This window comes from Pseudomonas protegens, from assembly GCF_013407925.2.
Taxonomy (GTDB): domain Bacteria; phylum Pseudomonadota; class Gammaproteobacteria; order Pseudomonadales; family Pseudomonadaceae; genus Aquipseudomonas; species Aquipseudomonas fluorescens_AP.
Genome location: NZ_CP060201.1, coordinates 2,289,666 through 2,303,922, shown reverse-complemented (window position 1 = coordinate 2,303,922; position 14,257 = coordinate 2,289,666). Strand labels below are relative to the sequence as shown.

11 protein-coding genes and 1 other RNA gene are annotated in these 14,257 nt (G+C 61.5%); 1 reads left to right on the top strand and 11 read right to left on the bottom strand.

The window, feature by feature from the left end:
* Window positions 1–196: 196 nt before the first annotated feature.
* The 10 genes from GGI48_RS10820 to GGI48_RS10775 all read right to left on the bottom strand — a co-directional run bounded on the left by GGI48_RS10820 (window position 197) and on the right by GGI48_RS10775 (window position 12,549).
* Window positions 197–490 (bottom strand): hypothetical protein, encoded by a 294-nt coding sequence (locus tag GGI48_RS10820; RefSeq protein ID WP_098467388.1) that lies wholly within the window; start codon window positions 488–490, stop codon window positions 197–199.
* On the bottom strand, window positions 487–1,467 hold the full coding sequence (locus tag GGI48_RS10815; protein ID WP_179598239.1) for an integrase domain-containing protein: 981 nt from the start codon (window positions 1,465–1,467) through the stop codon (window positions 487–489). The genes GGI48_RS10820 and GGI48_RS10815 overlap by 4 nt, the downstream gene beginning before the upstream one ends.
* Window positions 1,468–2,417: 950 nt before the next feature.
* Window positions 2,418–3,674, bottom strand: a complete 1,257-nt coding sequence (locus GGI48_RS10810; protein WP_179598237.1) for an integrase domain-containing protein — start codon at window positions 3,672–3,674, stop codon at window positions 2,418–2,420.
* Window positions 3,675–3,861: 187 nt separating this feature from the next.
* Window positions 3,862–4,255: a transfer-messenger RNA gene (gene ssrA, locus GGI48_RS10805) on the bottom strand.
* A gap of 88 nt (window positions 4,256–4,343) precedes the next feature.
* Window positions 4,344–4,631, bottom strand: a complete 288-nt coding sequence (locus tag GGI48_RS10800) for a hypothetical protein (RefSeq protein ID WP_016967212.1) — start codon at window positions 4,629–4,631, stop codon at window positions 4,344–4,346.
* A 328-nt stretch (window positions 4,632–4,959) separates the two neighbouring features.
* Window positions 4,960–7,770, bottom strand: coding sequence for an FAD-binding and (Fe-S)-binding domain-containing protein (locus GGI48_RS10795; RefSeq protein WP_179598235.1), 2,811 nt, complete (start codon window positions 7,768–7,770; stop codon window positions 4,960–4,962).
* A complete protein-coding gene (locus GGI48_RS10790) occupies window positions 7,767–8,438 on the bottom strand; it encodes a lactate utilization protein (RefSeq protein WP_179598233.1) in 672 nt (223 codons plus the stop codon). The genes GGI48_RS10795 and GGI48_RS10790 overlap by 4 nt, the downstream gene beginning before the upstream one ends.
* Window positions 8,438–9,892, bottom strand: coding sequence for a LutB/LldF family L-lactate oxidation iron-sulfur protein (locus tag GGI48_RS10785; protein ID WP_179598231.1), 1,455 nt, complete (start codon window positions 9,890–9,892; stop codon window positions 8,438–8,440). The genes GGI48_RS10790 and GGI48_RS10785 overlap by 1 nt, the downstream gene beginning before the upstream one ends.
* Entirely contained in the window at window positions 9,889–10,713 is an 825-nt protein-coding gene (locus GGI48_RS10780; protein WP_179598229.1) for a (Fe-S)-binding protein, read from the bottom strand. The genes GGI48_RS10785 and GGI48_RS10780 overlap by 4 nt, the downstream gene beginning before the upstream one ends.
* Window positions 10,714–10,854: 141 nt before the next feature.
* Complete coding sequence (locus GGI48_RS10775; protein WP_179598227.1) at window positions 10,855–12,549, bottom strand: lactate permease LctP family transporter; 1,695 nt, start codon at window positions 12,547–12,549, stop codon at window positions 10,855–10,857.
* 261 nt (window positions 12,550–12,810) lie between these two features.
* On the opposite strand from GGI48_RS10775, the gene GGI48_RS10770 reads away from it, so the two are divergent.
* On the top strand, window positions 12,811–13,578 hold the full coding sequence (locus GGI48_RS10770; RefSeq protein ID WP_179598225.1) for a GntR family transcriptional regulator: 768 nt from the start codon (window positions 12,811–12,813) through the stop codon (window positions 13,576–13,578).
* 81 nt (window positions 13,579–13,659) lie between these two features.
* On the opposite strand, the gene smpB is transcribed toward GGI48_RS10770, so the two are convergent.
* Window positions 13,660–14,142, bottom strand: a complete 483-nt coding sequence (gene smpB, locus GGI48_RS10765) for an SsrA-binding protein SmpB (protein WP_022642145.1) — start codon at window positions 14,140–14,142, stop codon at window positions 13,660–13,662.
* Between the last annotated feature and the right edge of the window lie 115 nt (window positions 14,143–14,257).

Here is a 14,257-nt window from a genome sequence, read left to right as displayed (position 1 = left end):
ACCGCAGGCAAGCCAAATCCTACAACGATTGGCGAACACAATTTCGTACAGAGCATAGGGCCGCTACCGTGGGTGGGCGACAGCAGCGACCCGTGCTACCGAATATAGAGTGCCGGGCTACTTGTACCACTCTGCTTTAATTTCCGCGAAGTCCATTTCCTTCCATTCTTTCTTCCATAGTTGCCAATAAGGAATGTCATTGGACGAGGGGCATGAGTGCATGGAGCACCCATGACTTTCCTAGTCGACGAGCGATCAGCCGCACAGTCAGCAAATAGTAGTATCTGGTCCCCTCACTGCTCTGAGCAAGGCGATGTTCTAGGAACCAATCCAGATGCTTTCGCTGCCAGGCCCAAGGTTTCTCTCGCTGCCAACGTTTAGCAATCTCGGCTTGGATATGCTTTGCTTGCCGCAAATGGCGTTGCCGCGTCGCGTGCGATCCGGTCAGCACGCCAGCCAAGAACAACTCCATATCGAATGGCTTACTCATGACTGCGCTCCAATGTACGCGGAGACTACGGCGATCCGACCGTGCCCCAGCTCATAGCTGATTTGTCTCCGGGCCTGACGATCAAGATTCCTATCTACCTGGCAACATTGGCCGCCGTTGATAGGCGCGTGATGTTGGGTGATTTGCTCATAGCGCTCACATGCGTACGCCGCTCGTAGCTCATGGAAGCCTTTGAGGATGTGTGCATGCAGGATGTCCCGCGCAGGGCGGATGATTTCTTGCAGAAAATTCAGGTAGCTTTCGTGTGGCGCAAGCAGGTTGCGGCTACCCGCAGGCGACACTTGCCGTGCAAACCCAAGTGCACCTCGAACATAGCCATCCACCGCAATCCAACGTGGAGCCGAGGCACCGGCGCGGCCGCCTTTGGTGCCATCCTGAATGTTAATCCTGCCTAAATCCTTAGCCTCACGGCTTAGCCGTGGCAGGTCAGCCAGGATAGCCTCACGCAAGCGCATGCCGGTGGCTCGCGCCAACAGAACGATCGCTGCCGCTCGTAGCTGATGACAGCTGCAAAGCGCATCGACGATCTGCTTAACCTGTTCGCGGTCTTGGCCTTGCGGCACTGATTGTCGAACCCCGGTGCGCTGCATACCTAACGCCTTGCTCGGGCTGGGCAACTTCACGCACTGATCACCGCGAAGCGCCGCCATGGTTCTGTTAACGCTGGATATCCGGTTTTGTGCAGTGCTGACGGCGAGCTCACCGCGCCCAACTACGTCGCGCAAATGCGCCGCATAGTCGGCCAACACCTTCAGATCAATCTGCCGCGCATCATTGATACCGGGCCCCAGTTCGGAACGGCACCATTTGACGAATGCCTGCCACCGATCACAGTGCGCTTTGACTGTGCCGTAATGGCCGCCGCCGAACATATCTTTCAGCGCCTGCAGTCCTGCATAGCTCAATTGCCTGCCGTAGCCGAAATTGCGGCCATCGCGTTTCCCCACCAATGCCATGTCGGTTACCTCATCGTCCGCTCTCCGATCCTCGCCCCACGTCATCCCGCCAAGAATGTTGAGTGTTATCAGGGATCAAGGCCCCTGCGACCTGTGGGGAGTGTCCACTAAGCAGGACTGGCGGCTCCTTACAACCGGGAGCAAGGGCATCTCATGATCTGGCCTCCTGAGCACCGATACCGGTGGACGGGTGGAGGCTGCACTGGCTGACGAGACCAGCGCCTGAAGATCTTGAGCTGGGTGAACTCAGCGATGCGATGACCGGGGCATACCTGACTGTCAGTCAGGTGCAGTCCATTCCGTGGTCTGCGGCACCATCATCTACAGCGCTGTTGCTGGTGACGTCGGCGTTTGTCACGCCAATTGTCACGAGAGGAGTTGCCGCAAAGCCAAGTGCGATGAGGTCTGCAGCAGTGTTTGAAGCGCCCGTCTCTTTCCAGGAGAAAGAGACGGGCGCAGGTTGGCGCAAGATTCGGCCAAGCGGATAGGTTGCTGCAGGGCAGCGAAGTAGGAAGTGTCGTCTGGCGCACGAGGGCCATGATCTGAAGTAGGCATCCATCACCGGGGAGGTGACCGGGCGAGCTGCCGGACGCGAATCGCCTTTTGGGGGGAACCACCGCGGGAGCGGCGTGGCCTTCAAGGTTCGGGCCACCTGGGTTGCTGTCATCGACAGCGCTTGCACGGCCAGTTCTACGCCTGTGGATAAACCCGGTCAAGGTTCGAAATTCAGCGCCACTTTGGACTTGAAGAGCGTTTATCCACCGGTGGAATTCCGTGGTAAATCCTGGACAGCGTGGTCGCTTTTTTGCTCTTCAAAGTAAGGTCCATCCAAACAGGGCGGCTTTGCAGCCCTGTTTGGATGGACCCGCGCTTAGAAGCGGATAAGCGAGGCTGCTTGCCCCGAATCTTGAACGTTCAGTTGTTGCTGCAGTTCTTGCGCCTGTACAGCGCTAGCGAATCGGCACCACGTCCTTGTCTCTGATTTGGCCGTACGCTGAGGCGAGCAGGCTGCCGGTGGCGGCTTTCTGGATGTACTCACTCCACCAGGCCATCATCGGGCGCCGGCGCTCGATGTAGTCGGCTCGGTTGTAGGCGCTCCGCACCTCATCCTTGTCGACGTGCGCCAGGGCCACTTCGATGAGCTCAGGATCCCAGCCATGTTCATTCAAGATGGTGCTGGCCATCGAGCGCATGTCGTGGCTGACCAAGCGATCCTGGAAGCCCATGCGTTTCAATGCCATGTTGGCGGTCTGGCTATTGGCGTGGGTGCGTGGATTTCTGTCTGCCGGGAAGACGTATTCGCGATGGCCGCTGTGAGTCTTCAGTGACACTAACAGTGCGACAGCGTGATCACTCAACGGGATGCTGTGAGGGCGGCGCTTCTTCATCCGCTCCGATGGGATAGTCCAGACACGCCTTTCAAAGTCGATGTCAGCCCAGCGAGTAGTCGCCGCCTCGGCGGGACGAGTCATCGTGTGCAACTGCCATTCGATCAGGCAGCGGGTCGTGCGTTTGATGCTGGCGTTCGCGATCTCCAGCATGAACTCGGGGAGTTCTTCGGGCGGAAGCGCAGCCATATTCTCTTTCTCGGGCTTCTTGAATACTGCCCTAATGCCGGTGAGCGGGTTGGCGAAGATCAGGCCGGAATTTACGCCGTAGGTCATGATCTCGTTTAGCCGCTGGCTAAGACGTTTGACCGTCTCCAGGCTGCCTTTCGCTTCGATTGGACGAAGCAATCCGATCACCATCGGTGCGGTGATTTTAGCGAGTGGTGTAGTCCTCAAGTCCGGGAGCACATGCAGCGTGAGCGACCGCCAAATGTCCTCGGCGTAGGTTGGGGTGACCGAGTCTTTCTTGAGCTCGAACCAGGCGGTGGCCACGTTCTCGAAGGTGTGTTCCGTTTCTGCGCGCTTGGCTTCATTCAACGTATTGCGTTGCACCTTCGGATCGATGCCTTGGGCGAGCAGCTCGCGCGCTTCGACTGCCTTCTTTCGTGCGTTCGCCAGTGACAGTTCGGGGTAGGTCCCAAAACCGATGTTGATGCGCTTTTTGGTCACCGGTTCGCGGTAGTTGAAATTCCACAGCAACGAGCCGTTGCTGCGTACGCGGAGCTGCAAACCGTCACCGTCCGTGAGGACGTAATCCTTGGACGCGGGTTTGACTCCCTTGAGCTGTCGATCGGAGAGGCGGAGGTTTTGAGCAGGCATGAGATTGTCCTCAAGCACTGATTCGGTATTCCAAAGATTAGCACCGGATGAGCTGGAATACCGTCTGGAATACCCGAATGGCTGGAACTCAGAAACTCTCAAAAGACCGCAAAAGCGCTGGAGGCCGCGAATTTACTGGGTTTCAGGCACAAAAAAAGACGTCCATGGACGTCTTTTTTTGATCATTTGGTGGAGCCGGGGGGATTTGAACCCCCGTCCGCCAGTACTCCGCTGTCGGTACTACATGCTTAGCCGTGTCTATTGAGTTAACCCTCAGCGACCCGACGGGCAGGGTGCTTTGGGCGAGTTGTGTAAGTTTTAGCCGCTTCGTCCACAACGTACTGCACGGCGATTCTGTTCTATATGACAATCATTTTGGGTTTACAGACATCCCCTGATGATTGCTGGACCCGAAGGTACCAGGGGGGAAGGGCTAGCGCCGCTTACGCAGCGAGAGCGTAATCCCCGTAGGTTTCGTCATTGGCAACTATAGGAAGTTGCAACAGTGGATTTACGAGTTCTGTTACCAACTCGGCATGCACCTAAAGTTTCGCAACCGGCGTCGAATCCTAAACGGCCCCGAACCTGTTGTGCATTACCAACAGGTGGGCGGATTCTACGCTAAGCGAGCGCAGAAGGCCAACCCGAAGGTTGGCTCAATGCATTGAGCTACTGATCGCCCTTGGTGTTGTTCTGCAAGCGCTGGAGCGCTTGGGTGGTCAGGGAGATGCAGTTCTTGGTGCCTTGCTCGGTGCCTTTGGCGTGCTCGGCGGTGGCTTGCTGCACCGTGGCGTCGATGTCGCTGCTCAGGTCCGAGCTCATGGCTTCGGTGCTGACCTTGGCGTCTCTGATTTTTTGCAGGTTGATCTGGCACAGGTCCTCTTGCCCGGCGGCAAACACCGGGGAGGCCAGCATTGCGGCGGTGATGAACAGTCCAGCCAGTGCGGAACGCTTCATGGTGATCTCCTTGATTGCAGGGGCTCGGTGCTGCCGGTCAACAGGACGGGCGGCCGAGTGGGGCTAAGCCCTTTTTGTGCGGGCCTGGAAAGTGGACCCTGGCCGGGTGCCGGGGTTCGGTTTTTTTTGCGATGAAAGGCGATAGCGGTTATCGCGTTCGAGTGGGCGCCCAAAGGAGTGAAGGCCTTGGTGACTGGCTGGTCTGGGCAGGCACCGGGCTTGTGGCTAACTGGGGGGGAGCCCCAGATGCGGGGCTGCTATGCAGCCCAGCGGGAGCAAGCTCCCTCGCCACTGGTGTTGCTCGTTCCTGCGCCTGGCAGGCGTCAGTTCAGATCACCTTGGCCCGGGTGACTCGGTCCACCAGGTAGACCAGACCGTGATAGTCGATTCCGCCGTGCTGGCTGAGGCCGATTTCACAGGTGCGGCTGGTGGAGATGCCTTCGCTGCAATACTGCACCGCGTCCTTGAGGCTGCGCAGGGAGTGGGCGTTGAGTTCCGGGGTGGTGAAGCCCTTGTCGCCGGCGAAACCACAGCAGTGGATGCCTTCGGGGATCACCACATTCTTGCTGCAACGCCGGGCCAGTTCGATCAGCGCCTGGCTCTCGCCCAGGTGCTGGGTGCTGCAGGTGACGTGCACGGCGATCGGTGCTTCCTGTGGTGTGAATTCCAGGCGCTCCAGCAGGTGAGTGCGGATGAAGCGCACCGGATCGTAGAGGTCCAGGCGCACATCGCCCAGGTCCTGCACCAGGCGCAGGGTGCAGGGGCTGGTGTCGCAGTAGATCGGGTCGAGGCCGCCCCGGCTGGCGTGGAGCAGGGCGCCGATCAGTTCCTGGCGCTTGTCTTCGGCCTGGGTGGCGTAGCCCTTGGAGGCGAAGGGCTGGCCGCAGCAGAGGTTGTCCAGGTTGTCCGGCAGCACCACTTGATAGCCGGCTTTTTCCAGCAGGCCGCGGGTTTTTTCGTAGAGCGAGCTTTGTTCCTTGTCGCCTGCCGCTGGCCCCATCACTCGGGACACGCAGGCCGCCAGGTACACCACTCGCGGGCGCGCATCGCTGACGCTCGGGCTGAAGCGAATGGCCTTTTCCGGCTGGGGCATGGCGTTGTTCCACTGCGGCACCCGGCCTTTGGACAGGCGCGTCAGGCTCGCCGACAGCTTGCTCAGGCGCGGTGCTCCCAGGAGCATGCGCGCGCCATTGGCCACGTGCAGGGTGAGGCGGGCGCCCTGCAAGGTGCTGGCGAAGTGTGAGCCGAGCCAGTCGGCGGTGCCGTTATGGGTGGCGTGTTCACTGCGCAGTTTTTTCACCAACTCGCCGGTGTTGATGCCCACTGGGCAGCGCTGGGCGCACAGGCCGGTGGCGGCGCAGGTGTCGATGCCTTGGTATTGATAGGCCGCCTCCAGCTCGGACGTATCGATGCCAGCCCGTTTGCGTGCCTGGATGTCGCGCCAGATGACGATGCGCTGGCGCGGGCTCAGGGTCAGCCCCTTGGACGGGCACACCGGCTCGCAGAAACCGCACTCGATGCACTTATCCACAATCTCGTCGGCCGCCGGCAGCGGCTTGAGATGCTTCAGATGGATCTGCGGGTCTTCGCTGAGCACCACGTCCGGGTTGAGGATGCCGTTGGGGTCCAGCAGGCGCTTGAGCTGCCACATCAATTGGTAGGCATCGCTGCCCCATTCCAGCTCGACGAAGGGCGCCATGTTGCGTCCGGTGCCGTGTTCGGCCTTCAGCGATCCGCCGAATTCCACCGCCACCAGTTGTGCCACGTCGTCCATGAACGCCTGGTAGCGGTTCACTTCCTCGCTGCTGTTGAAGCCTTGGGTGAAGACGAAGTGCAGGTTGCCCTCCAGGGCATGGCCGAACAGGATCGCTTCGTCGTAGTGGTGCTTATCGAACAGCTCGATCAGGCGGTTGACGCCGATGGCCAGCTGTTCCACGGGGAAGGTCACGTCTTCGATGATCACCGTGGTGCCGGTCTTGCGCACCGCGCCCACCGCCGGGAAGGTGTCCTTGCGGATCGCCCAGAGCTTGGCGTTTTCCTGCGGGTCTTCGGTGAAGTCCACCTGTTTTTCCACCGGGAAGGCGGCCAGGGAATTCATGATCTGCGCCAGTTGCTCGTGCAGCAGCGACGAGGACGCGGCGCGGGACTCGATCAGCAGCGCGCAGGCGTTGGCCGAGAGTTGCTGGACGAAAGCCGGCATGCCGGGCTTGTCCTGCACCGAGCGCAGGCTGCGGCGGTCCAGTAGCTCCACTGCCGACACTGGCTGGCTCTTGAGCACGGTCACCGCGTTGCAGCAGGTTTCCACATCGGGAAACACGATCAGCGCCGAGGCCTTGTTCGGGTGGTCGATCACCGTGTCGTAGGTCACTGCGCTGATAAAGCCCAGGGTGCCCTCGGAGCCCACCAGCAGGTGGCTGAGGATGTCCAGCGGTTCGTCGAAATCCACCAGGGCGTTGAGGGACAGGCCGGTGGTGTTTTTCAGCCGGTATTTATGACGGATCTTCGCCGCCAGCTCGCTGTTGGCGCGGGTACTGCGGCCCAGTTCGGCCAGGCGCTCCAGCAACGGGCCATGGCTGGCGCGGAAGGCGGCGATGCTGGCCTCATCCTCGGTGTCCAGGCGCGTGCCATCGGCCAGCACCAGGCGAATGCCGGCCAGGGTGTGATAAGTGTTCTGCGCGGTGCCGCAGCACATGCCGCTGGCATTGTTGGCGACGATGCCACCGATCTTGCAGGCGTTGATCGAGGCCGGGTCGGGGCCGATCTTGCGCCCGAACGGTGCCAGCCAGGCATTGGCCTGGGCGCCGATCACCCCGGGTTGCAGGCGAATCTGCGTACCCTGATGGCGAATCTCCTTGCCGTTCCAGTTATCCCCCAGCACGATCAGCACCGAGTCGCTGATGGCCTGCCCGGACAGGCTGGTGCCGGCGGCGCGGAAGGTCACCGGCACGCGGTCGCGCTGGGCCAGCTGGAGCAGGGCCACCACTTCATCTTCGGATTCGACGCGGATCACCAGCTTGGGGATCAGCCGGTAGAAGCTGGCGTCGGTGCCGAAGGCCAGGGTCGAGAGCGGGTCGTCGAAACGCCGCTCCTGGGGAATCAGTTGCTGGGCATCGCGCAGAAAAGCGGCCGGTAGGCTCATTGGTCCTCCAGGATCAGCACCACCAGGTCTTTCGGGCCGTGGGCGCCGTAAGCCAGGACTTGTTCGATATCAGCGGTCTTCGACGGGCCGGACACCAGCAGTGCGTTGGTCGGCATGCCGGCGGCCCAGTTCATCTGTTGCTGCACCTGATAGAAGTTGTCGCGGATCTCGCTGGCCTTGAGCAGGGCGAAATGCACCGGCGGCACCAGGCTCATCAGCCGCGGCTCTTCCCGGGTCGGCCAGAGGATCAGGCTGCCGGTGGCGGCGATGGCACCCAGGGTGGTGGTGAGGCTGGCCGGGGTGTCGTTGAACAGCTCGGCTTTCCATTCTTCCACCGGGCGGTCGTAGGCCTTGAGCGCCGGCAGTTGCGGGTGCTCGGCCCAGTACTGGGTGACCCGCTGGCCGTGGGGCGTGCTCGGGGCGATCAGCAGGCTGGGCAGTTGGCGCTCCTGCAGCAGGCGGGCGAGCAACTCTGGCCAATCGGCGCCGTTGCTCAGGTGGATTTCGGTGTGCACCGCTTCCATCTGTTTGCGCAACTGCGGGATGCGTTGTTCAGCGCTGTAGCTGTAAGGCTGGGTGACCAGCGCCTCGTCGAAGTTATCCACAATCGGCGTGGTGCCGGTCAGGCTGTTGCGCAGCTTGGCGAGGATGTTGTGTTTCGCGCTCATCAGTGGTCTCCCTGCTTGTCCAGGTGCTCACGGGCCAAGTCATGCAGCGACCGGGCGGCGGGTTTTGGCGCGCTGTGGTTCTGCGTCCAGGGGCCGACCTTGCTCGGGGTGAGGGCGCGCAGGCGGGTGGCGGCCAGGGTGAACAGGCGATACAGGGTCGGCGAGCTGTTGAGGCGGGCCCAGGCGTTCCAGATAAAACGTTCCTTGCGCGAGTACTTGCTGCCCTGACCGCGCATCACTTGATGCGGGCTGTCCGGAGCCTTGACGTTCTCTTCGCGCAGGCGTCGCAGCAGCGCCGGGATCGGGATCTTCACCGGGCAAACTTCGCCACAGGCGCCGCACAGCGACGAGGCGCTGGGGTGATCCGGCACCTTGGCCAGGCCGACCATGTGCGGGGTGATGATCTTGCCGATCGGCCCCGGGTAGACCTCGCCGTAGGTGTGGCCGCCGACCCGGGTGTAGACCGGGCAGTGGTTCATGCAGGCGCCGCAGCGGATGCAGTTCAGGGTCTGGCGCAGTTCGCTGTCGGCAAAGGCCTGGCTGCGGCCGTTGTCCAGCAGCACCAGGTGCACTTCCTGGGGGCCGTCCAGCTCATGCTCTTTGCGCGGGCCGGAGATCATGTTGACGTAGGTGGTGATGGGTTGGCCGAGGGCCGAGCGGGTCAGCAGTGAAAGCAGCGGCACTACGTCTCGCAGGTTCTCGACGACTTTCTCGATCCCGGTGACGGCAATGTGCACTGGCGGCACGGTGGTGGACATGCGCCCGTTACCTTCGTTTTCCACCAGCAGCAGGGTGCCGGTCTCGGCCACGGCGAAGTTGACGCCGGAGACGCCGATATCGGCTTCGAAGAATTTCTGCCGCAGGACCTTGCGACCGATCTGAATGAGTTGGTCAACGTCCTTGGTGTACTCCACGCCGAGTTTGTCGTGGAACAAGGACGCGACCTGACCGGCATTCTTGTGGATCGCCGGCATAATGATGTGTGAAGGCTTCTCGTGGTCGAGCTGGACGATGAATTCGCCCATGTCCGACTCAAGGCATTCAATGCCTTGTTCAGCGAGGACATGGTTCATTTCCATCTCTTCGCTGACCATCGATTTGCCCTTGATCACTTGCCGCGCCTCGTGAGCGCGGATGATCGAGAGGACGATGCCATTGGCCTCGTCCACCGTTTCCGCCCAGTGCACAGTCACACCGTTGCGGGTCAGGTTCTGTTCCAGACGCTCGAGCAGGTCGGGCAGCTTGGACAGCGCCCGGGCGCGAATCGCGTTGCCCAGGGCGCGTAAATGTTCTCTTTCGTGGGCATCGCTGAACGACGCCGCACGCTTGGCCATGAGTGAATCCATGGCGCTGCGAAAGTTGTTTCGCAGTTGTTGGTCACCCAGGGCTTCGTGGGCCCGGGTTCGGAAATCGTCCGCCAGCGTCGTGGTCGGAATCAGCTCGGGGGTGCTCATTGCGCACCTCCAGTACGTTGCCAGAGGAAGCTCGCCAGGTGCTGGCCGCGCAATGCCTCTTTTTGCTTTTCCAGCGCGCCGTTGATGTTCATCAGGCAGCCGCAGTCGGCACTCAGTACCTGATGGGCGCCGGATTCTTTCAGCGCGCGGGTCTTGTCCGCGACCATGGCGCCGGAGATGTCCGGCATTCGGACGCTGAAAGTCCCGCCAAAGCCACAGCATTCGCTTTCGTGGCTGTGTTCTACCCGTTCCACGTTGCTCAGCTGTGACAGCAAATCACGGCCGTGCAGGTGGGTGTTCATTTCCCGGCGGGCCGAGCAGGAGGTGTGCAGCGCCACCTTGATCGGTGCGCCGCTGTCCTTGAGCTGCACCTTGCATACGTGCAGCAGGAACTCGGCCAGCTCGTAGGTGCGGGCAGCCAGGGCCTGCACCTGTTTCAGGGTTTCGGGCTCGTCCTTGAACAAGTCCGCGTAATGCTCGCGCAGCATGCCTGCGCAGGAACCCGACGGCACCACCACCGGATAGTCGCCGGCAAACAGCGCCAGTTGCGAGCGGGCCACGGTGCGCGCCTGCTCGGTGTAGCCCGAGGTGTAGGCCGGTTGTCCGCAGCAGCTTTGCCCTTGCGGGTACTCCACGCGAATGCCTTCGCGCTCCAGCAGGTGAATCGCGTCCATCCCGGCTTCGGGATAGAACAGGTCGACCACACAAGTGCCGAACAGGTAGACCCGCGACGGTTTCGCGCTGGGGTACTGCCGGGGTTCGGCCAGCGGCGGTGCGACGCGGGTCGCATTGGGCACGGCGTTGTAGAAAAGCTCGCTCATCAGGCGTGTCTCCGGGTGATCCCGGTTATTCGTCCGTTGCGGCGGCTGAAAGATAAACCAGCAAGCTTTCAGCAGCCTTGCAGACCGGGTGGTGAATGCGGACGCCGCGGGTGAGGGCGGCGTCGGTTCTATCAGTGTTGCTTAGTGCACCAGCATGCCGGTGAACCAGTAGGCCTGGGCCAGGGTGATCAGGCCGACAATAGTGGCAAAGAACAGGCTGTGCTTGAGGGTGAAGCGGAACAGGTCCGACTCCTTGCCCACCAGGCCGGTGGCGGCGCAGGCCACGGCGATCGATTGCGGCGAGATCATCTTGCCGGTCACGCCGCCGCTGGTGTTGGCCGCGACCAGCAGGGTGTCATTGACCCCGATCTGGTGCGCGGTGGTGGCCTGCAGCGAGCTGAACAGGGCGTTGGACGAGGTATCGGAACCGGTGAGGAACACCCCGAGCCAGCCGAGGAACGGCGAGAAGAACGGGAACGCCGCGCCGGTGGCCGCCAGGACCAGGGCCATGGTCGAGGACATGCCCGAGTAGTTGGTGACGAAGGCGAACGCCAGCACCATGCCGATGGACAGGATCGGCCAGCGCAGCTCGTAGAAGGTCTCTTTTAAAGTGGTCAGACCAGTTTTGACGTTGATCTTCAGCACCAGCATGGAGATCAGCGCGGAGAAGAAAATCGCCGTGCCGGTGGCGGAGATCGGGTCGAGTTTGAACACTGCCGGGATGGCGGTCGGGGTCGCCACGATCGGCGTCATCTTGATCACCAACTGATCCAGATGCGGGATGGCGAAGTTGAACACCCAGCCGTACATCGAGCCGCCGGCGGCGAACATCGCCTTGAAGGGCTTGAGGGTCCAGATGGTCACCAGCACGGTGAGGATCAGGAACGGTGACCAGGCCTTGAAGATCTGCCCCAGGCTGTAGGGCGAAGCGACGGTGCTGCGTGGCTGGCCGAAGCCGCCGGCGCTGGCGGTCACGGCCGCGCTGGAGGTGGCACCGGCGATCTGCGCGCCCGCGGTGCGCTTGGGCTGCCAGATTTTCAGGAACAGGGTCAGGGAGATCAGGCTGGCCAGGGCCGAGGTGATGTCCGGCAGTTCCGGGCCGATGAAGTTCGAGGTGAAGTACTGGGTCACGGCAAAGCTCAGGCCGGCCACCAGCGCGGCAGGCCAGGTCTCTTTGACGCCGCGCATACCGTCCATCATGAACACCAGCCAGAACGGCACGAACAGCGACAGCAGCGGCAGTTGGCGGCCGGTCATGGCGCCGATCTTGAAGGCGTCGATGCCGGTTACCTGGCCGGCAACGATGATCGGAATCCCCAGGGCGCCGAAGGCCACGGGCGCGGTGTTGGCGATCAGGCACAGGCCGGCGGCGTACAGCGGGTTGAAGCCCAGGCCCACCAGCAGGGCGGCGGTGATCGCCACCGGTGCGCCGAAGCCCGCTGCACCTTCGAGGAAGGCGCCGAAGCAGAAGCCGATCAGCAGCACTTGCAGGCGCTGGTCGTCGGTGATCGACAGCACCGAGCTGCGGATGATTTCGAACTGGCCGCTCTTCACGGTCAGTTTGTAGAGGAATACGGCGGCGACGATGATCCAGGCGATGGGCCACAGACCGTAGGCAAATCCATAGCCAGCGGCAGCGAAGGCCATGTCGGCGGGCATCTTGAAAGCGAAGATCGCCACCAGGATCGACAAGGCCAGGGTGATACTCCCGGCGACGTGTCCTTTGAGACGGAACACGGCCAGAGCGAGGAAGAAGAACACGATCGGGATAACGGCGGCGAGGGCGGACAGGCCGAGGCTGCCAAGCGGGCTATAGAGCTGTTGCCAGGTTTGCATAATGGGGTGGCCCCTAATTGTTGTTGGTCAGGCACTGCGAGCGTCTTGGTTAATTGGTAAGACCAATTTACAATCGCTGTTGGCTAGGGTAAAAGCCTTGTGCGTGGTGTGTCAATTTGCCGCCCTAAAACTTTTGTCTCATGCGCTATGGCGCGGCCATCTGATGGGTACAAATGGCTGCGTTCTGCCAGGTGTTGGCGCGCTGTGAATAGGCCAGAATAGAGCCCCCCGGCGATGGGTCGGGAGGGTGGAGAGTGAGTCATGGGGTTTGATCAGATACGCCAGCGCCGTTTGTCCGACGATATTGTCGAGCGCCTGGAAGGGATGATTCTCGAAGGCACCTTGAAGGCCGGCGAGCGGCTGCCTGCCGAACGGGCGCTGGCCGAGCAGTTCGGGGTGTCCCGTCCTTCATTGCGCGAGGCTATCCAGAAACTGACGGCCAAGGGTTTGCTGATCAGTCGTCAGGGCGGCGGCAACTATGTGGTGGAATCCCTGGGCTCGACCTTCAGCGATCCGCTGCTGCACTTGTTGGAAAACAACACGGATGCCCAGCGCGATCTGCTGGAGTTCCGTCATACCCTGGAAGCGTCTTGTGCTTATTACGCGGCGTTGCGCGCAACGGCGGTGGATCGTGAGCGGCTGACTCAAGCCTTCGAGGAGTTGCAGGATTGTTATTCCCGCTCCGACGATGTCAGTCGTATCGAGGAGGGCGCCGCGGATGCCAAGTTCCACCTGGCGATTGCCGAGGCCAGCCATAACGCGGTGTTGCTGCACACCATTCGTGGCCTGTTCGACCTGCTCAAGCGCAACGTGGTGACCAACATCGGCGGCATGTACAAACAGCGCACGGAAACCCGCGACATGCTGATCAGTCAGCACCGTGACCTGTACCTGGCGATTATCGAAGGGCGTGCTGAAGAGGCGCGGGAAATCTCCAGCCGGCATATTCTCTATGTGCAGGAGGTGCTCGAAGAAGTACGCCAGGAAGTGCAGCGAGTGGCCCGGGCCGAACGGCGCAAGGGCATGTAATGCAAATCGCCGGCAAGCTGGCTCCTACCTGGGTGTTGTAGGAGCCGGCTTGCCGGCGAAAGCGACCTCAAGGCAGGAAGATCAGTCTTCCTTGCCCTTGGTCCGCACCGCACGCTGCAGTTCGCGATCGGAATCGCGCTCGCGTTCGGTATGACGCTTGTCGTATTCCTTCTTGCCCTTGCCCAGTGCGATTTCACACTTGACCAGGTGCTTGCTCCAGTAGAGCGAAAGGCAGACGCAGGCGTAACCCTTCTGCTGCACGGCGGCGAACAGCTTCTCCAGCTCGCGCTGGTTGAGCAGCAGCTTGCGCGTGCGCGTGGGGTCGGCGATGACGTGGGTGCTGGCGGTGGTCAGCGGGGTGAAATGGCTGCCAAACAGCCAGGCCTCGCCATCCTTGAGCAGCACGTAACTGTCCACCAGTTGTGCCTTGCCCGCCCGCAGACTCTTTACTTCCCAGCCGGCCAGGACCAGTCCAGCCTCGAACCGATGTTCGATGAAGTAATCGTGACGCGCCTTTTTGTTTTGCGCGATGGTCCCTGTTGGGTGTTTCTTCTGTTTAGCCATAGGGGCGGCATTATAGGGAGTTGCGCGCGCGTCGGCTACGGTGACGCAGCGTGCTTGAGCAGGTTGATTGAATCCCGGACAATGCGGCCTCTTTTTTTTCGGTTGGGCGCGTTAA